This is a genomic window from Antarctobacter jejuensis (assembly GCF_052266595.1).
Classification (GTDB): domain Bacteria; phylum Pseudomonadota; class Alphaproteobacteria; order Rhodobacterales; family Rhodobacteraceae; genus Antarctobacter; species Antarctobacter jejuensis.
Genome location: NZ_JBQQXJ010000004.1, coordinates 210,174 through 228,284, shown reverse-complemented (window position 1 = coordinate 228,284; position 18,111 = coordinate 210,174). Strand labels below are relative to the sequence as shown.

Here is an 18,111-nt window from a genome sequence, read left to right as displayed (position 1 = left end):
ATGCGCACCCTGTTCTGCAGCCACCTGAACGACATGCCCCTGCCAACCGCGCCCCAACAGCCGCCCGGCAACCCGGGCGGCAGCGCCCCCACCGCCTGCCCCGCCCCCAAGGTTTCTTTGGGCCGAAAATACCTCGGGGGTGAATTGCCCGCAGGGCAAGAGGGGGCAGAGCCCCCCACCCCGTCCCGCACCACACCCATGGGAGTCCCGGCATGAAACGCAGCTTCTTCGCCCAGAACCCCTCGATCCTCTGGTTCCTCGCCATCCTCGGCCTGTTCACGCTGGGCGTCACCCTGATGGCAGAGGCCACCGGCACCGGCCTGATCTCCACCAGCTTCGTCAAGACACTGGGCAAGACGCTCTGCCTCTGCCTGATCGCCATCGCGATGGACGTGGTCTGGGGCTATTGCGGCATCCTCAGCCTTGGCCACTTCGCCTTTTTCGGCATCGGCGGCTATGCGGTCGGCATGTGGCTGATGTATGCGCGCACAGAGGTCATCGTGACCGACAGCATGGCCGCGCAGACAATCCCGCCCAGCCCGCAGGAAATCTCGGACGCCATCGCCAGCCAGATCTTCGGCGTGGTCGGCGCGTCGGAATTCCCGCCGATCTGGGCCTTTGCCCACTCGCTGCCCCTGCAACTGCTGATGGTGGTTCTGGTCCCCGGCCTATTGGCGCTGGTCTTCGGCTGGCTGGCCTTCCGCAGCCGCGTCACCGGCGTGTACCTGTCGATCCTGACACAGGCCATGACGCTGGCGCTCTCGCTCTACCTGTTCCAGAACGACAGCGGCCTGCGCGGCAACAACGGTCTTTCGGGCCTGCAAAACATCCCCGGATTCGAGAGCACGCCGCAAAGCATGGTCTCGATCATCTTCTTCTGGGTCTCGGCACTGGCGCTGGCCTTGGGCTACATCCTTTTCGCCTTCGTGACCTCGGGCAAGATGGGCAGCGTGATCCGCGCCATCCGCGACGATGAAACCCGCGTGCGCTTCCTTGGCTACCACGTGGAAAGCTACAAGCTCTTCGTCTTCACCCTGACCGCCATCATCGCCGGCATCGCGGGCGCGCTCTACTACCCGCAGGCGGGCATCATCAACCCGGCGGAAATCGCCCCCATCGCCTCGATCTACCTGGCGGTCTGGGTCGCCATCGGCGGGCGCGGGCGTCTCTACGGCGCGGTGCTCGGCACGGTCTTTGTCACGCTGCTCAGCAGCTGGTTCACCGGCGGCGGCGCGCCCGACATCAACCTCGGTTTCTATACCATCAAATGGACCGACTGGTGGCTGGTGCTGCTGGGCCTCTCCTTCGTCGCCGTCACGCTGTTTGCCCCGCAGGGTCTCGGCGGCCTCGTCGACCGGATCGTGAGGAAAAAGGCATGAGCAAGACCCTCCTCGAACTCTCTGGCGTCTCCGTCTCCTTCGACGGCTTCAAGGCGATCAACAACCTCAGCTTTCAGATCGGAGAGCCTGAATTGCGTGCCATCATCGGCCCCAATGGCGCGGGCAAAACCACCTTCATGGACATCATCACCGGCAAAACCAAGCCGGATGAGGGCCACATCCTCTGGGGCGACAAAGGCATCTCGCTGCTGGGCATGTCAGAATCTGCCATCGCGCGCGAAGGCATCGGCCGCAAGTTCCAGAAACCCACCGTGTTCGAGGCGCAGACCGTGCGCGAAAACCTCGCCATGGCGCTGAAAAACCCGCGCGGCCCCTTCGACGTGTTGTTCTACAAGAAAACCGCCAGGGGCGCCGGTCGGACCGAGGAAATCGCCGCCCAGATCGGCCTGACCGAGGAACTGACCCGCCCGGCGGGTGAACTCAGCCACGGACAGAAACAGTGGCTGGAAATCGGCATGTTGCTGGCGCAGGAACCGCGCCTGCTGCTGGTGGATGAACCCGCCGCCGGGATGACCCCGGCAGAGCGCGAAAAGACCACCGAAATGCTGGTCGAGGCCGCGAAAACCCGCGCCGTCGTCGTCGTCGAACATGACATGGAATTTGTCCGCCGCCTAAACTGCAAGGTGACGGTGCTGAATGAGGGATCCGTCCTCGCCGAAGGCTCCATCGACCATGTGACCAGCGATCCGCAGGTCATCGAAGTCTACCTGGGGCGCTGACCCATGGGCTTCTTCTCTTTGAAAATACGCAAAAATGTCCGGACGACAGGAACACCACGCCCATGCTGAGCCTCTCCGACCTGACCCTTCACTACGGCCACAGCCAGATCCTGCACGGCATCTCGATGCAGGCGAAACCGGGTGCCGTCACCTGCCTCATGGGCACCAATGGCGTGGGCAAGACCTCCTTGCTCAAGGCCATCTCCGGCACGCACGCCCGTTCTGGTGGTGAGATGAGCATCGAAGGCAACGACATGCCCAAAAACACCTCCGCCCATGCGCTGGCCCGCGCGGGCGTTGGCTATGTGCCGCAGGGGCGGGACATCTTTCCGCTGATGACAGTGCGCGAAAACCTCGAAACCGGCTATGCCTGCATCCCGAAATCCGAATGGGGCATCCCGGAGGAAACCTTCGAGCTGTTCCCGATCCTCAAGCAGTTCCTCAACCGGCGCGGCGGCGATCTGTCAGGCGGGCAGCAACAGCAGCTTGCCATCGCCCGCGCGCTGATCGCCAAGCCGAAACTCCTGCTGCTGGACGAACCGACAGAGGGCATCCAGCCCAACATCATCAAGCAGATCGGCGAGGTCATCAAATACCTGCGCTCCAAGGGCGACATGGCGATCATCCTCGTCGAACAGTTCTTCGACTTCGCCTATGACCTTGGCGATCACTTCGTCGCACTCGAACGCGGCCGCGTGATCCACAACGCGACAAAGGCGGACACCCCGCGCGAGGTGCTGTTGAAAAAGGTCTCTGTCTAGAACCCGCAGACCGGGATCAGCGGATCTGTGGAAAGGCCGCGCGAATGGCGCGGTCCTGCGCCGCGCTCAGGTAATCGGGCCGGTGCGTGTCCAATATGCGCCGCGCCTCGATCCGCGCCCGCGCCCAGGCGTCCTGCGCGCCCGCCATCTCCCATGTGCGCGGCGCATCCCGATCCGCCAGCCGCGGGTAGAGGTAATCCCGCTCCATCGCCGCATGGGTCTGTGCCGAGCCAAGGAAATGCCCCTCGCCCAGCACCGCCTCGCGGATGCTGTCGAACCCAAGGCTTTCCTCGCTGACCTCGACCCCGCGCAGCACGCGGTAAACCGCGCCCAGCATCTCGTTGTCGAGCACAAACCCCTCGAAACTCGCCCCCAGCAGGGCCGCCGTCATGCCTGCGCTTTCATAGACCAGATTGCCGCCCGCCAGCCCCGCCGCCAGCGCGGTCAGCGCCTTTTCCGCCCCGTATTGCGCATCCACCGCTTTGGCATCCGTCATCGACGAAGCCACCCCCGACACCAGCCCCAGCCAGTTCGACAGTTGCGCAGAGGCCGCGTTCATCAGCGCCACCTCACCCCCGCCGCCGGAAAAGGCACCGGTGCGCAGGTCGATCACGAAGGGCCAGTTGGAAAACACCATAGGATGACCGGGCCGGATCACATGCACCATGACAAGGCTGGCCAGCGTCTCGGCCAGCGACTGCGCCAGGAACCCGGCCAGCGTCGCCGGAGCCGTGGCGCCCGATTGCGCGGCGGTGATGCAGGACAGCGGGATATTGTGCGCGATGCAGGCATAGACCACCTCCACCGCGTCCGCCCCATAGCGCATGGGTGAAATCACCGGGCTGATATGCGCCTTGACGAAGGGCCGCTTGGCAAAGGCCCCCTCATGACCCAGCACCATGTCCATCATCGCCACGATGGGCGCCACGCTCTCGGCCAGCGTAAAGGCCGTGGCCACCGGCTTGGTCGTGCCCGCCAGCAGCGCGTAGGCCGTGTTCACGTCAAGGTCGAACACCTCTTCGACGTCCGTGGCGATACAGCAGCGCGTAAACCAGCTGACATTGGTCAGCGCATCCTGCAGCCGCGTGAAATCATGCAGGTCCTGCAGGGTGGACGGCCGGTAACGCCCGCTCTCAATGTCCAGCACCTGCACCGCCGCACCCCCGGTGCCAAAATGCACCCGGTCGCCGCCCACCTCTATATCCCGCGCCGGGTCGCGCCCATGTAGCACGAATTGACGTGGCGCGCGGCCCACCGCCTCATCCACCAGCGCCTCGGGGATCAGCACCCGCGCGCCCTGTTCCACGGCCCCCGCGCGCAGCAGATCGCCCTTCAGCCGCTCCGGCACCTCGCCCATACCCAGCTCTGCCAACAGCCGTTTCGCCGTGCTATAGATCGCGCGCATGTCCGCCTCTGACAGCGGCGCATAGCGCCCGCCGCGCTGCCCCGGTGGCGCCGGATTCAACGGCCCCACCGCCCGCGCCGCATGCCGCGCCTCGCGCCCGCCGGGACGCCGTTTTCTGCCCTGATCGCTTGTCATGAAACCACTACGCGGCCCCCGCTGCGTTCTGGCAAGCGGGCAAATGTGGCTGAAGGCTTTCGAAAACCTAGTTTTCAGGAGGCTGAAGTCACCGATACCCCCTTGCCGCACAACCGAAAAAGCCGCTCCCTTGCCGCCATTCCCCGTGCTCAGGAGGCCCCCATGAAATCGACGACTCGTGCTGTGGTGATCGGCGGCGGCATCGCCGGTTGTTCGACCCTTTACCACCTGACCCAGGAGGGCTGGACCGATGTCATGCTCCTCGAACGGGATGAGCTGACCTCGGGCACCACATGGCACTCCGCCGCGCAGGTGACCAACTTTGGCATGACGCAAACCATGGTCGGCCTGAAAAGCCACTCCATCGCACTGTATAAGGAACTGGCCGAGGACCCGGATTACCCGATCACCTACCACCACGCCGACGGCGGCATCCGCCTTGCCAACACAGAGGCGCATATGGACGGCTACCGCCACTTCGCCTCGATGGCGCGCGGCATGGGGGTGGAGTTTGAGGTGATCGACGCCGCCGAATGCGCCCGCCGCCACCCGTTGATTTCAACCGACAACCTGATCGGCGGGCTGTGGGATCCGCTGGACGGCGACATCGACCCGGCGCAGCTGTGTCAGGCGCTGGCTCGCCGCGCGCGCAAGGCGGGCGCAGAGGTCCACCGCAACACCCCCGTCACCGCCCTGCGCCAATTGCCCGACGACACGTGGATCGTCACCACGCCAAAGGGCGAGATCCACGCAGAGGTCGTCATCAACGCCTGCGGCTACCGCGTGAACGAGGTCGGCGCCATGATGGGCGTGCACCACCCCGTCATGTCGATGGAACACCAGTATTTCGTGACCGAGGAAATCCCCGCCATCGCAGAGGCAGACCACAGGATGCCGCTGCTGCGCTGCCCGATCTCGGACTACTACTCGCGTCAAGAAAAGAACGGGTTGCTGGTCGGCTTCTACGAACAGGACTGCCGCACATGGGGCATGGACGGCATCGACCCGAACTTTGTCAACGCGCTCTGCCCCGATGACCTCGACCGCGTGATGGACGTGCTTGAGGGCGCCTTCGCCCGCATGCCCGCGCTGACAGAGGTCGGCATCACCACCGTGGTCAACGGCCCCATCACCTATACCATAGACGGCGCGCCGCTGGTCGGCCCGATCCCGGGCAAGCGCAACGCCTATTGCATCATCGGGTTGCGCGCCGGTCTGGGCGAGGGCGGCGGCCACGGCTGGCTGCTGGCACAACAGATCGTCCATGGTGAGGCCTGTTACGACACATGGGTCATCGACCCGCGCCGCTACACCGGCCACACCAACGTCGAACTCTGCGCGCGCTACGCCGTGCAGGACTACCAGAACGAATTCCGCTTCCACTTCCCCAACGAACACCGCCCCGCAGGCCGCATGGCCAAGACCACGCCCCTGACCCCGGTCCTGCAGGCCGAAGGGGCGCATTTCGGCCCCGTCAACGGCTGGGAACGGGCAGAGGTCTTTGCCCCCGGCCTGCACATCACGCCCAGCTTCCGCTTTGATGAGGCGCATGACGCCGTGGCCGCCGAGGTGAATGCCGTCCACACCGCCGTCGGCCTCTGCGAGGTCAACGGCTTCAACCGGCTGGAAATCACCGGCGCCGACCGCCACGCATTCCTTGACCGGCTCTGCTGTGGCCGCGTCACCAAAAAACCCGGCCGCGTGGGCCTTGGCTACCTGCTGAACGACCACGGCATGATCAAGGCAGAGGCGACATTCGCCAACCTGCCCGCCTCGGACCGAGGGCCTGCGCGGGTCTGGTACGGCTCTGCCGCCGCATCCGAATTCCACGACATGGATTGGCTGATGGCGCACAAACGCGCCGATGAGGACGTGCAGATCCGCAGCCTCACCAACGATTTCACAATCCTCGTGCTGGCAGGACCCAAGGCGCGCGACTTGCTCACCGCCACCTCACGCGGCGACTGGTCCGCGCAGGGCTTTCCCTGGCTTTCGGCCCGCGAATGTTTCATCGGCTTCGCCCCGGCCACCGTTCTGTCCGTCAGCTTCTCCGGCGAACTGGCCTATGAAATCCACGTCCCCAACGCCTCCCTCTTTGCCGCCTACACCGCCCTGCGCGAGGCGGGGGACAAGCACGGCTTGCGCCTCTTCGGCAGCCACGCGGTCGACTCCATGCGGCTCGAAAAGGGCTTCCTGCACTGGAAGGCCGACCTGCTGACCGAATTCACCCCCTTCGAGACCGGGCTGGACCGCTTCGTCAAACTCGACAAGGAGTTCATCGGCAAGGAGGCCCTTCTGAAACGCCAAAAGGACGGCCCGCGCAAATGCCTCGTCACCCTCAGCCACGACGCCCCCGACCGCCGCGCCGCGCCCGGTGCCTCGATGATGATGGGCGAAAAGGTGGTCGGCACCGTGACCTCCGGCGCCTACGGTTTCCGCACCGGGCTGAACCTTGCGCTGGGTTTCGTCGATCCGGACCTTGCCACCCCCGGCACCAAGCTGCAGCTTGACCTGCTGGGCCAACGCTTCAACGCCGAGGTCATCGACCCCAGCCCCTATGACCCCGACATGACCCTGCCACGGGGATGACGCGCCCGCCCTTGACCTTCCCCCAACCGGAACCCCTATTTAACCTGTCAGACCCGGACAGAACCAGACAGGGAATGCACACCATGACCAAGACCGTTCACCGCCGGGGCCTCTTTTTGGGGGCCCTCGCCATAACCACCCTGCCCGCCGCATTGCGCGCCGCCGCGCCGGAAATCCACGTCTTGAAGGACCGCAACTGCGGCTGCTGCGGCGCTTGGGTCAAGATCCTGCAAAGCGAAGGGTTCACCGTCACGACAGAGGACACGCATAACGCAGCCCTCATCCGCTACAAGATGGACAACGGCATCCCGCCCGCGATGACCTCCTGCCACACCGCGCGGATTGACGGCTACCTGATCGAGGGCCACGTCCCCGCCGCCGACATCCGCCGCCTGCTGGCCGAACGCCCCGACGCCCGCGGCCTTGCCGTGCCGGGCATGCCCTACGGCTCCCCGGGCATGGGGCCAGAGTCACAGCGCGAGGCCTACGACGTCCACCTCATCCACCGCGACGGCACCACCGAGGTCTTTACTCGCTACGAGGGGGCCTGATCCTGCGATAGCGGATAGGGTGAATAGGTGAACGGGCGGCGCTGCGCGTGCAGACGCTTGAAACACATACGACATTGGCTTCCCCCGCCTATTCCGTCAGCATTTTGACGATCACTAACCCTTGACTGCAGCCGTGCAGGCTTTCAATAATGTTCTGTAATCATAGCTTTCTACAGGATTTAGTTAATGCCTTTGCCCTTACTTGCGATAGCGATCCCAGTCCTGCATTCGTCCGGAGGATGGATCGCCTCTACGAGTGCCGCTGGATACATCGCGGGCTCTTTGTCCAGCACTTGGATCGGAGCATTCGTTTTGGGGAATGGTACGTTGCTCAGCAGCGTCGGTCTTGTGTCCGCCGCAGGCATCTTCGGAGCCGCAGGCGGCCTGTCAGCGCTAACTTCCACGGCCGCGCTTTCGGTCGGATCTGCACTAACTGCGGTCGGTTTGGGCGGCGTCGCGAGTTCACTAGGTATCGCGCCTGTAGCAACTTTTTTGGGCCTGACCCCAGTCGGTTGGGCAGTGGCTGGAACCACTACTTTGATTGCCTCAACTTTTGGACTCTACTTCACCCGCAAAACAATGCGGCGGCTCAACGAAGAGCGTGAAAAAGGCGGTCTTGAGTCAATCTCGATAACTCAGATCGTAAAAGAGGTCCGTCTTCTCGAAGCACGATCATTGGAAGCCATACTTGTGCGGCTGTCCTTTGAGATGGACGCCGTTCAACTTTTTAATCACCAAAAGAACCTATCAGTGGATAGTCAGGTATTTTCAGTTCACCGCTTGAAATATGTCGTCAACAAAGATGGATCAGAGGAACTCGTTTTTGTCACTCGGGCGGGACGCAAGAAAAAAATTCTTTTGATTAAAGCAGCGTCCGAACCAGATGGTCTGCCTAACTAAGGAGATATCTGGTTACCAGTGAAACGTTCCACTCCTCTCGTTTTGGGACGTGCGAAAACCGCCCTGTCTAACGCCGCCACGAACCCCGTTCAAAACCCAAACAGTTATTAAACGTTTTTTGCTCGCTGTTGATCGCAGACATTTGCGGTCGATGCAGCATGCGAACATCTGGACTCGGAACGGACATCGCTCAACACCTGATCACGCATCCAACGACGCGCGACCAGCATCACATTCGGGAACAAGTCTTGCCCCTTCGTGCCGGGCCTTTTCAAGGGCCTAAAGACGATTACCCGTTCCTTCAGTAAAGAGACACTGCGCCGGTCATTTCCTAACGAAGGGTAAAACCGCCCCTGTAACCCCTTGATTCTGCATTCCCCCTAAGTTGTCCACGCGTGGACACCCCAAACGCCCCCCTTGCCACACGGCTCCGATCCGGTCACAAATCCCCCAAACCCCGGACACTCAGGAGGCCCTCATGGCCCGCTACGCCCTCGGCAAGACCGAACTCGAAGTGACAGACCTCTGCTTCGGCGCCTCCGCCCTTGGCGACATGCCCGACACCTACGGCTATTCCGTCAGCGAGGATCGCGCCCGAAACACCGTCAATGCCATCTTCGACGGCCCGGTGAACTTTCTCGACACCTCCAGAAACTACGGGTTTGGCCGGTCAGAGGAACGCATCGGACAGGTCATCAAGGAGCGCGGCGGCCTGCCCGACGGCTTTGTCCTGTCCACCAAGCTGGACCGCGACATGGAAACCGGCCGCTTCGACGCCGCCCGCGTGCGCCAGTCGCTGGAGGAAAGCCTGACCGCGCTCAACCTCGACAGCATCCCCCTGCTTCACCTGCATGACCCCGAACACGCCCGCAACCTTGATGAAATCACCGGCACAGGCGGCGCTCTGGATGAATTGTTCAAGCTCAAGGAAGAGGGGCTGGCCACGGCGGTCGGACTCGCCATGGGCCGGCTGGACGTGATGGAACCGATCCTGCGCAGCTATCCCTTCGACGCCCTGATCTCTCACAACCGGTTCACCCTGTTGAACCGCGCCGCCTCGGACATGTTCGACTATGCCTATGATCAGGAGATCGCCGTGCTGAACGCCGCGCCCTTCGCCGGGGGCGTGCTGGCCAAGGGCAGCGCCAAGATGCCCCGCGTGACCTATCAGGAGGCCGACGACGCCGCGCTCGCCCCGGTCCGCGCAATCGAGGAAATCTGCGCCCGTCACGACGTGGCGACCGGTGCTGCCGCCCTGCAATTCTCGCTGCGCGACCCGCGCATCACCTCCACCGTGATCGGGGTGTCCTCTCCCGAACGGGTGCAACAGACGCTGGACTGGGCCACGACCAAGCTGCCCACCGCACTTTGGGACGAACTGGATGCCCTGCCCTATTCCTCCGAAGATCCCGAGGCAAACCGGCTTTACAAACCCGGTTGAAACCCAAGGGCCTCCCTGGCCCAGTCCTGCCAATCATTGCCATGCCAGATCACCTCGCCCTCCCAGGCAAAGGGGATCTGGTGAATGACGACATCCTCCCCCCGCAGCAGGATCACGCGATAGGACGGCTCCAAAGGCCCCATCCCGGATCTGTCCGCGGGTGACAGGTTCGGGATCACCTGGTGCACGGTCGAGGCCACGCCGGAAAAGGGAATGCCTGCCAGGGTGCCGCAAAGCGGTTCATGGACATGGCCGAAAAAGACATGCGCCACGCGGTCCCGGTGCTGCTTCAGCAACGCCCGCAGCGCGGCCTGATCCGCATCGTTCAGCGACAGCACGTCCGTCGACGGATCGCCCAGATGCAGGATATTGTGGTGAAAGAACAGGAACGCCCGTTTGCAGCCGTTCAACTGTCCCCGCAGCCAGTCGAGACGCGCGGCGCAGAAATGCCCCACATGGGTCTGCGGCTGCACCGTATCGCAATAGATGAACCGCCCGCCCGACAGATCCTCAGCGTGGTTGATGAAGCCGTAATCGTCGCGGGGGTGATCGGTGAACACCTTCAGGAACTCAGCCCGGTCATCGTGGTTGCCCAGCATCAGGCGCACCGGCATGGGCAGCACCCGCAGCGCCTGCTTCAGCGCGGCATAGGCCTCGGGTTCGGCCCAATGGGTCAGATCGCCGGTGATGACCAACCGCTCTGCATCGCGATGGTTCTCTGCGATATGCCCAAAGGCGCGCGCCAGACGTTCATGCGGATCGATCCCGTCGACCAACACACCCGGCCCGGCCAGATGAATATCCGACATGTGAACGATTTTCATGGCCTGTCCCGTTGCTGCCCGGCAAGATCCTATCGCGGGCCGGTCACAGTTTCACGACACTCCCGGCCCTTGCGGCTATCCCGCGCTCAGCGCCCGCGAACGCCGCCAAAGACAACATGAATTTGACAAGTAGCCCGGCTCTGGCAAAGCTGCGACCAACCATAATCCGACAGGGGTTCCCGATGAAACTGTTCTCCACCTCCACGGCGATGGCCTGCCTCTTGGCAACTGCCGCCTTTGCCCAGAACGATTGCGCCACGGGCAAGACCCTGACCGACGGCACATTGACCGTCGCCACCGGCAACCCGGCCTTCTTTCCATGGGTGCTGGACGATGCGCCCGAAAGCGGCAAGGGGTTCGAGGCCGCAGTTGCCTATGCGGTCGCTGCCGAGATGGGCTTTGCGCCCGAGAATGTCACCTGGGTCCGCACCTCCTTCGACCAGTCGATCCAGCCCGGCGCCAAGGATTTCGATTTCAACCTTCAGCAGTTCTCGATCACCGAAGACCGCGAAAAGGTCGTTGATTTCTCGGTGCCCTACTACAGCTCCGCCATGGCCGTCCTGACCACCCAATCCGTGGTCGACGGCGGGGCAGAGGCCAAGGTCGACAGCCTCAAGACGCTGCTCTGGGGCGCGGATGCCAACACCACGGCGGTCCCGATGCTGACGGACCTCATCGGCCCGAACAAGCAGCCAAAGCTCTACGGCGACAACGTGGACGTGACCGCCGCGATGCAGGCCGGCCAGATCGACGCCGCGCTCTTTGACCTGCCGACGGCGCTGTACCTCTCCGCGGTGGTTGTCGAAAACGGCGTGATCCTTGGCCAGTTCCCGCCTGAACGCTCCGAAAACCCGGACCAGTTCGGCCTGCTGATGGAAGAGGGCAACCCGCTCAAGGCCTGTGTGGACGCCGCGCTGACCGCCCTGAAGGACAGCGGCAAACTGGCCGAGATCGAGGCCGAATGGCTGCAGGCTACGACCGGCGTGCCCGTCATCGAATGAGGGCGGGGGGCCGCCGCTGCCGCGCGCCCTTTACCTCTTCTTTGGTTTCATAAACACCCTCGGGGGAATCGCGCTCCGCGCGATGGGGGCAGAGCCCCCGTCCCCCCACCTAACCTGTGCAAACACGACATAATGCCCACCCGCCGCCAGATCTACGAAGCCCGCCAAAGGCGACGCGCCAACCTGATCGCAGGCGGGTCAACCGCTGCGGTGATCCTTGCGCTTGTGCTTCTGGTCCCGCTCGCGCCCGGCTGGGACCGCGTCCAGCGCAGCTTTTTCAACGGCGAGGTCTTTGCCAAGACATTCCCGGGCCTGCTGGAGGCCTTCCTCTTGGACATCGCCATCTTTGCATGGTGCGCGCCGCTGATCGCGGCCCTCGGCCTTGCGGTGGCCATTGCGCGTGACCTGAGCACACCGGCGCTATACCCCATCCGTCTGGTGGCGATCCTCTATACCGATATTTTCCGCGGCCTTCCGGTGATCCTCGTGATCTACCTGATCGGCTTCGGCGTTCCCGGCCTCGGGCTGCCGCGCCCGTGGAACTCTCCCTATATCTGGGGGTCTCTGGCGCTGATCCTCGTCTACGCCGCCTATGTGGCCGAGGTCATCCGCTCCGGCATCGAATCCATTCACAACAGCCAGCGCGCCGCAGCGCTGTCGCTGGGGTTATCCCCATCCGACACCATGCGCTTTGTCATCCTGCCTCAGGCGATCCGCCGGGTCGTGCCCGCCAACATGAACCTGTTCATCGCCCTGCAGAAAGACGTGGCCCTGCTGTCCTTCATCGGCCCGGTCGAGATTTTCAGGCAGGCCGGCGTCTACAAATCCCTGATGGCCAATTTCACCCCCTACGTCGGGGCCGCGCTGATCTTTCTGGCGATCACCATCCCGGCGACGCGCTATGCGGATCACCTGATGAACCGTCAGCGCAAGGCGCGCAGCTGATGCAGTCACTTGTCCTGTCCGACATCCACAAGAGCTTTGGCGACAACAAGGTGCTCGACGGCATCGACCTAACAGTCAAGGCGGGCCAGATGATCTGTCTGATCGGCGCGTCGGGGTCGGGCAAATCCACGCTCCTGCGGTGCATGAACCTGCTGGAGCCGATCGACGACGGCCACATCACGCTGGACGGCATCGACATATCGGACCCCGGTTTCGATCCGCAGCCTGTGCGGCAGCGCATCGGCATGGTGTTCCAGAGCTTCAACCTGTTTCCGCACATGACGGCGCTGGACAATGCCCTGCTGGCGCCGCGCCGCATCCACCGCCAAAGCCGCGCGGACCTCGAACCGCAGGTCGCCGCGCTGTTTGCCCGGTTCGGTCTGGCCGACCGGATGCACCATTACCCGGACCAACTCTCGGGCGGGCAGCAACAGCGCGTCGCCATCGTGCGCGCCCTTGCCATGCGCCCCGAACTGATGCTCTTCGACGAGATCACATCGGCGCTGGATCCGGAGTTGGTGGGCGAGGTTCTGGACGTGCTGCGGCAACTGCGGGCCGAGGGCATGACCATGGTTCTGGCCACCCACGAGATGGGGTTCGCGCGTGAACTGGCGGATCAGGTCTGTTTCCTCGATCAGGGCCGAATCCTCGAATCCGGACCGCCCTCGCAGCTCTTCGGTGCCGCCAAGGAGCCGCGCACCCGGGCCTTTCTCTCCCGCGTGCTGTAATCCGTCGCCCCGCGAAACCCACCCAAACTTGCGTTTTTGCAAGGGGTTTTGCTTTGGGGTCGGGTTTTCCTTCGTTGACGCACAGGCATCTTTCGACCCAACATGAAGGCAAGTTGTTAAGAAACCTTTTTTCGAAGGGAATATCGCCGTGCGTACCGCTGCTGTACTCGCATCCTTGACCGCCGCTCTGGGCCTGTCGGTTTTTTCACCGGCGCGCGCGCAGGGGCAAGAGTTCGTCGGCTTCGACCGGTCGAGCTTTGGCAAGGTGGTGCTCAGCCGCAATCAGGCAGCTGGTGGCGGCAGCGACATCACGCTGGAACTGGCCGTTGGCGAATACAACAACGAACCGATCCTGAACTATTCGGAGAACAGCGTCTTCTCCAAGATGGGCCTCGCCGTGGGCCGTTTGGACATCCTGACGGACACCGGCGTCTATCCCTGCACCGCCTTCATCGTGGATGAAAAGCACATCCTGACGAACCATCACTGCGTGCCCGGCATCCTGGACAACGAACGCGCCGGTGCAACGCGCATCGACTCCGTCATGTTCATCGCGGGCTATCGCCAGACAGGGGTCGACGCCGGCACGCGCCGTTACACGGTCATCCCGACGCCGGTGGAAACCTCCAAGGCGCTCGATTACGCGGTGCTGGAGGTGATCGGCGATCCCTCTGCCGATTTCGGCAAGCTGGAACTGACTGCTGTCCAGCCGCGCGACAACGATCCCTACTGGGTCATCGGCCACCCCATGGGTGAGGCCCAGCGCATCAGCCGCGAAAAGTGCCGCGCCAACAGCCCAGCCCTGTCGAACAAGCAATTGCTGCACACCTGCGACACGCTGCCGGGCAACTCGGGCTCGCCCGTGATCGACGCCAGCCTGCAAAAGGTCGTCGGCCTGCACCACGCTGGGTCGAACCGGGATGCGGTCAACTATGCCATTCCGATGTCGGACATCCTGGCCGAGTCCAAGATCCTGAAGGCTGCCGCCGTGCCGCAGCCGGAGCCGACCCCCACACCGACGCCGACACCCGGTACCGGCAAGGACGTGGTCATCGTGCCGCCCGATCCGGGCGTCGACGAAAGCGCGCTGAAGATGTGCGACGCCCTCTATGACGAGGCCAAGGACTACGCCCAGTGCTTTGCCTATGAGGCTTATCTTCAGGTTTGCGGCGATCACACCTATTCGATCCTCGCCAAGTCCTACATCGCCCGCGAATGCAACGACGTCGTGGATGGTGGCGGCAACGGCGGTGGCGGCGATATGGGTATTGTGACCCCTGCTCCGACCCCGACGCCGACCCCGGTTCCCACACCGACACCGGCCCCGGTGGAGAACAAGAACCTGCGCCCCTGGTGCAGCAGCAGCAACCTGAACACAACCGAACGCACGATCTGTTCGGACCGCTATATCGCCGGTCTCGACGAAGAGATGGAAAAGGCCTATGCCGCGCCCGCCCGTGCCGTGTCCCGGACCGAGCAGTTCCAGTGGCTGCAGGGCACGCGGAACCGGTGTGGTGCCGACACCGGCTGCCTTGCACGGGTCTATATCGAGCGCATTTCCTACCTGAAGACGCCCGACACCACGACCCCGCCGGACACAGGCCACAGCTTTCCGATGTATGTCACCGGAACGGACCACCTGAACGTCCGCTCGGGCCCCGGCACCCAGTATGGCGTGATCAACCGGATCGACTTTGGCGACAAGGTCACCGTGCTGCGCAACAGCGACGGCTGGAACAACGTGCGCCTCTCGAACGGCCAGAACGGCTGGGTTTCCGGCCGCTACCTGGCCTCGTCCAAGCCCACGCAAAAGCCCGTCACGCAGTGCACCGCCACCGTGATCAACCTCAAGCGTTACAGCTCTCGTACGCGCAACGATGGTTCGGGCTTCCTGAATATCCGCACGCAGGCCAGCACCCGCGGACGGATCATCTCCGAAACCTATCTCGGGGACACCCTCAAGGTGCTGAACCAGAGCGGCAGCTGGGCACAGGTCCAGTGCATCTCGGGCCAGTGCAGAAACCCATATAAAGGCACCGGCGGCGTCACCGGCTGGGCCTCCAAACGTTATCTCTCGATCCGGTGCCAATAACCAGATTCCACCCAAGCCCCCTTTCAACAGGAGACTATGTTATGCAACCCAACGACCTTATGAAGGTGAGCGTCATAGCCTTGGCGACCGCCTTTGCCCTGCCCGCCTGGGCGCAGGATTCAACCCTGCTGATTGATCCCGAAGACCTGAATTATCAGCTTCCAGCAGATGCCACAGATTATGAAAAGAACGCCTATGCCGTTCTGGACAAGTATTGCGCCGACTGCCACCAGCAGGGCGCTCTTGGCTCCGGCCTGACCAAGCCCAAGGCCGGTTTCGGCCATGTGCTGGACCTGCGCCGCCTGTCCAACGACCCGACCTTCGTCAAGCTGGGCGATCCGGCCAACTCGAAGCTGTATCAGGTGATCACCGGCGGCGCACCGGCCATGCCGGACAACTGCTGGGATCCGTCCTGCGTGCCCACCGAGGCAGAGCTGAAGCAGCTTGAGGACTGGATCGTCGCAATTGGCGCCAGCGCGCCGGACCCGCGCGAGTATATCTCGCTTGCCGATATGTACGCGATGGCGCATGCCGACATGCAAAGCCTGCCCACCAACCGCCGGGACCGCGTCCGCTATATCTCGATGCGGCCGATGTGGAACGACCCCGAGGTGACGGACGCCAACTATCAGGCGTACCTTGCGGGCACCGTCAAGCTGATGAACGCCCTCAGCTGGAACCCCAATGTCTACCGTTTCGAAAAGGTCGATGAGCATGGCATCCTGCTGCGCGTCTTCCTGCCCGATCTGGACTGGACCCACGAAACCTGGAGCTATCTCGAGGCCGAATACCCCTATGCGATGGAAAGCGACGTCGACCCGTATCTCGGCTCGCTGCAGCATCTGGCGGGCACCAAGGTTCCGGTGATCCGGGCCGATTGGTTCGCCGCGACCGCGTCGGTTTCGCCGCTGTACTATGACATGCTGGGCCTGCCGGACACCGTGCAGGGTCTTGAGGCCAAGCTGGGCCTGAACATGAAGAACAACATCCTGAACGAGCAGGTCATCCGCGCCGGCTTTCAGGACTCCGGTGTGTCTTCGCACAACCGCCTGATTGAACGGCACCCGCTGGGCACCGGTTTTTTCTGGACGTCCTATGACTTTGCCGGGTCCAAGGGCCGCCAGAGTTTCTTTGAATACCCGCTGGGTCCGATCGAGGCCTATGGCCCCGATCTTGCCTTCGAACATGACGGTGGCGAGTCGATCTTTACCCTGCCGAACGGCTTCCACGCCTATTACCTGAACACCGCAGACGGTGCCCGCCTGAACGTCGGCCCGACGTCCATCGTGCGCGACACCGACTATCCGGATGGTACGGGTGAGGTGGTCAACGGCATCTCGTGCATCTCGTGCCACTCCAAGGGCATCCGCCTGAACGACGACTCCGTGCGGGACGTCGCGATGGGCAACCTGGCCCTGCCGGCGGCGGCGCGTCAGACCATCGACGCGATCTACCCGGGCAAGGACGTGGTGAACGAGTACTTCCAGCGTGACACCGAGGCTTTCCTCAAGACGCTGGAATCCGCGGGCATCGAGCCGCTGACACAGGCGGCAGGTCTTGAACCGATCCGTGGCCTCTTTGTCTATCACGTCGACTACTTCGTCGACTTCGACCAGGCGGCCAACGAATTGGGCCTGACCGCAGAAGAGCTGCGCCGTCGCATGGCCTTTGCCGGGCATGACATGGCCGGTCTGCTGACCCGTCTGGATGTTTCGCCGATTGCGCGGGACGAATGGACGGCGGCCTACCCGGTCCTGCTGGAAAAGCTGACGGACTACTACCCGTACCGGACCGACTACGTCTCGACGGCGGACCTGTCCTACTCGACCAAGCAGATCGTCAAGGACACGCCCTACGCGCCGGTCAAGAAGGTGGTCAAGGTCAAGGCGGACGGCCACAAGGACGTCGACTATGTCGAGCCGACCAAGGCCCCCGACTACGTCGAGCCCAAGAAGCCGGTCGACTATGTCGAGCCCAAGAAGCCTGACGAATACGTCGAGCCCAAGAAGGACGCGACCACCTATGTCGTGACCGGCAAGGAGCCGATCAAGACCCACGATGATGCCAAGAAATACGGCGACAACTATGATCCGCTTCAGCACTCGGCCGCCGTGCAGAGCCACCTGACGGTCTACACCGACAAGCCGACCTACAAGGTGGGTGACGAGCTGAAAGTCTTCATCGAACCGCGCCACGACTGCCGTCTGACACTGATCTCGATCGACGACGATCATGACAGCTGCGTGCTCTACCCCTTCCCGGGTCTGCCGGACATCGTGATCCCGGGTGGCACCCAGTACGTCTTCCCGCCGCAGGGTGCGCTGCGCACCTCCGAACCGGGGCTCGAGACCATCCTGGCGATCTGCAACGGTAGCGATGCAGCCATCGACAAGGTGACCCGCGATACCTCCAAGGTGTCCTGCTCGGCTGGCCACAAGACCGTGTCCAAGGACCACTACGAAGGCATCGTCAACGAAACCCTGGTGCTTGACCTGAATGCTGGTGCCAAGGATGCCAAGAAGTCCGACAGCGGCGTCGACTACCGCGCCGTGTCCAAGCACAACCCCGACGTGACCAAGGCTCAGATCTCGGTCGTGGTCCGGGAGTACTAAGGAGATGA

Annotated in this window: 15 protein-coding genes; 13 read left to right on the top strand and 2 right to left on the bottom strand. The window is 63.2% G+C overall.

What is annotated here, in order from left to right:
• From ACTXGA_RS07940 to urtE, 4 genes are all read left to right on the top strand, one after another.
• Positions 1–216: a hypothetical protein gene (locus tag ACTXGA_RS07940; protein ID WP_443392612.1), complete on the top strand. Its 216-nt coding sequence runs from the start codon at positions 1–3 to the stop codon at positions 214–216.
• Positions 213–1,379: an urea ABC transporter permease subunit UrtC gene (gene urtC, locus ACTXGA_RS07935; protein WP_443392611.1), complete on the top strand. Its 1,167-nt coding sequence runs from the start codon at positions 213–215 to the stop codon at positions 1,377–1,379. Before ACTXGA_RS07940 ends, urtC begins: the two co-directional genes overlap by 4 nt.
• A complete protein-coding gene (gene urtD / locus ACTXGA_RS07930; protein ID WP_443392610.1) occupies positions 1,376–2,119 on the top strand; it encodes an urea ABC transporter ATP-binding protein UrtD in 744 nt (247 codons plus the stop codon). The genes urtC and urtD overlap by 4 nt, the downstream gene beginning before the upstream one ends.
• A 62-nt stretch (positions 2,120–2,181) precedes the next feature.
• Positions 2,182–2,880, top strand: coding sequence for an urea ABC transporter ATP-binding subunit UrtE (gene urtE / locus ACTXGA_RS07925; protein WP_443392609.1), 699 nt, complete (start codon positions 2,182–2,184; stop codon positions 2,878–2,880).
• A gap of 16 nt (positions 2,881–2,896) precedes the next feature.
• On the opposite strand, the gene ACTXGA_RS07920 is transcribed toward urtE, so the two are convergent.
• Positions 2,897–4,420 (bottom strand): trimethylamine methyltransferase family protein, encoded by a 1,524-nt coding sequence (locus ACTXGA_RS07920; protein WP_443392608.1) that lies wholly within the window; start codon positions 4,418–4,420, stop codon positions 2,897–2,899.
• Positions 4,421–4,582: 162 nt separating this feature from the next.
• Between ACTXGA_RS07920 and ACTXGA_RS07915 the strand changes: the two genes are divergently transcribed.
• The 4 genes from ACTXGA_RS07915 (at position 4,583) to ACTXGA_RS07900 (ending at position 9,901) form a co-directional block, all read left to right on the top strand.
• Entirely contained in the window at positions 4,583–7,009 is a 2,427-nt protein-coding gene (locus ACTXGA_RS07915) for an FAD-dependent oxidoreductase (RefSeq protein ID WP_443392607.1), read from the top strand.
• An 83-nt stretch (positions 7,010–7,092) separates the two neighbouring features.
• Positions 7,093–7,560 (top strand): DUF411 domain-containing protein, encoded by a 468-nt coding sequence (locus ACTXGA_RS07910; protein ID WP_443392606.1) that lies wholly within the window; start codon positions 7,093–7,095, stop codon positions 7,558–7,560.
• A gap of 327 nt (positions 7,561–7,887) precedes the next feature.
• Entirely contained in the window at positions 7,888–8,460 is a 573-nt protein-coding gene (locus ACTXGA_RS07905) for a hypothetical protein (protein ID WP_443392605.1), read from the top strand.
• Between the two features lie 478 nt (positions 8,461–8,938).
• Positions 8,939–9,901, top strand: coding sequence for an aldo/keto reductase (locus ACTXGA_RS07900; protein ID WP_443392604.1), 963 nt, complete (start codon positions 8,939–8,941; stop codon positions 9,899–9,901).
• Here the strand turns inward: ACTXGA_RS07900 and ACTXGA_RS07895 are convergent.
• Complete coding sequence (locus ACTXGA_RS07895) at positions 9,886–10,725, bottom strand: metallophosphoesterase (protein ID WP_443392603.1); 840 nt, start codon at positions 10,723–10,725, stop codon at positions 9,886–9,888. The genes ACTXGA_RS07900 and ACTXGA_RS07895 overlap by 16 nt on opposite strands.
• 182 nt (positions 10,726–10,907) lie before the next feature.
• On the opposite strand from ACTXGA_RS07895, the gene ACTXGA_RS07890 reads away from it, so the two are divergent.
• The 5 genes from ACTXGA_RS07890 (at position 10,908) to ACTXGA_RS07870 (ending at position 18,103) form a co-directional block, all read left to right on the top strand.
• Positions 10,908–11,726: an ABC transporter substrate-binding protein gene (locus ACTXGA_RS07890; protein WP_443392602.1), complete on the top strand. Its 819-nt coding sequence runs from the start codon at positions 10,908–10,910 to the stop codon at positions 11,724–11,726.
• Positions 11,727–11,858: 132 nt separating this feature from the next.
• Positions 11,859–12,671 carry an amino acid ABC transporter permease gene (locus ACTXGA_RS07885; RefSeq protein ID WP_443392601.1) on the top strand — a complete coding sequence of 271 codons (813 nt, stop codon included), beginning with the start codon at positions 11,859–11,861 and terminating at the stop codon, positions 12,669–12,671.
• A complete protein-coding gene (locus ACTXGA_RS07880) occupies positions 12,671–13,399 on the top strand; it encodes an amino acid ABC transporter ATP-binding protein (RefSeq protein WP_443392600.1) in 729 nt (242 codons plus the stop codon). The genes ACTXGA_RS07885 and ACTXGA_RS07880 overlap by 1 nt, the downstream gene beginning before the upstream one ends.
• Positions 13,400–13,547: 148 nt before the next feature.
• Entirely contained in the window at positions 13,548–15,491 is a 1,944-nt protein-coding gene (locus ACTXGA_RS07875; RefSeq protein ID WP_443392599.1) for an SH3 domain-containing protein, read from the top strand.
• Between the two features lie 41 nt (positions 15,492–15,532).
• Entirely contained in the window at positions 15,533–18,103 is a 2,571-nt protein-coding gene (locus tag ACTXGA_RS07870; protein ID WP_443392598.1) for a DUF4384 domain-containing protein, read from the top strand.
• The last annotated feature ends 8 nt before the right edge of the window (positions 18,104–18,111 follow it).

Bases quoted from the DNA above. Each gene is read 5' to 3' on its own strand.
- ACTXGA_RS07900 (WP_443392604.1), top strand. From the start codon at position 8,939: ATGGCCCGCTACGCCCTCGGCAAGACCGAACTCGAAGTGACAGACCTC.
- ACTXGA_RS07915 (WP_443392607.1), top strand. From the start codon at position 4,583: ATGAAATCGACGACTCGTGCTGTGGTGATCGGCGGCGGCATCGCCGGT.
- ACTXGA_RS07885 (WP_443392601.1), top strand. From the start codon at position 11,859: ATGCCCACCCGCCGCCAGATCTACGAAGCCCGCCAAAGGCGACGCGCC.
- ACTXGA_RS07910 (WP_443392606.1), top strand. From the start codon at position 7,093: ATGACCAAGACCGTTCACCGCCGGGGCCTCTTTTTGGGGGCCCTCGCC.
- urtE (WP_443392609.1), top strand. From the start codon at position 2,182: ATGCTGAGCCTCTCCGACCTGACCCTTCACTACGGCCACAGCCAGATC.
- ACTXGA_RS07880 (WP_443392600.1), top strand. From the start codon at position 12,671: ATGCAGTCACTTGTCCTGTCCGACATCCACAAGAGCTTTGGCGACAAC.
- ACTXGA_RS07920 (WP_443392608.1), bottom strand. From the start codon at position 4,420: ATGACAAGCGATCAGGGCAGAAAACGGCGTCCCGGCGGGCGCGAGGCG.
- ACTXGA_RS07890 (WP_443392602.1), top strand. From the start codon at position 10,908: ATGAAACTGTTCTCCACCTCCACGGCGATGGCCTGCCTCTTGGCAACT.
- urtD (WP_443392610.1), top strand. From the start codon at position 1,376: ATGAGCAAGACCCTCCTCGAACTCTCTGGCGTCTCCGTCTCCTTCGAC.
- urtC (WP_443392611.1), top strand. From the start codon at position 213: ATGAAACGCAGCTTCTTCGCCCAGAACCCCTCGATCCTCTGGTTCCTC.
- ACTXGA_RS07940 (WP_443392612.1), top strand. From the start codon at position 1: ATGCGCACCCTGTTCTGCAGCCACCTGAACGACATGCCCCTGCCAACC.
- ACTXGA_RS07870 (WP_443392598.1), top strand. From the start codon at position 15,533: ATGCAACCCAACGACCTTATGAAGGTGAGCGTCATAGCCTTGGCGACC.
- ACTXGA_RS07895 (WP_443392603.1), bottom strand. From the start codon at position 10,725: ATGAAAATCGTTCACATGTCGGATATTCATCTGGCCGGGCCGGGTGTG.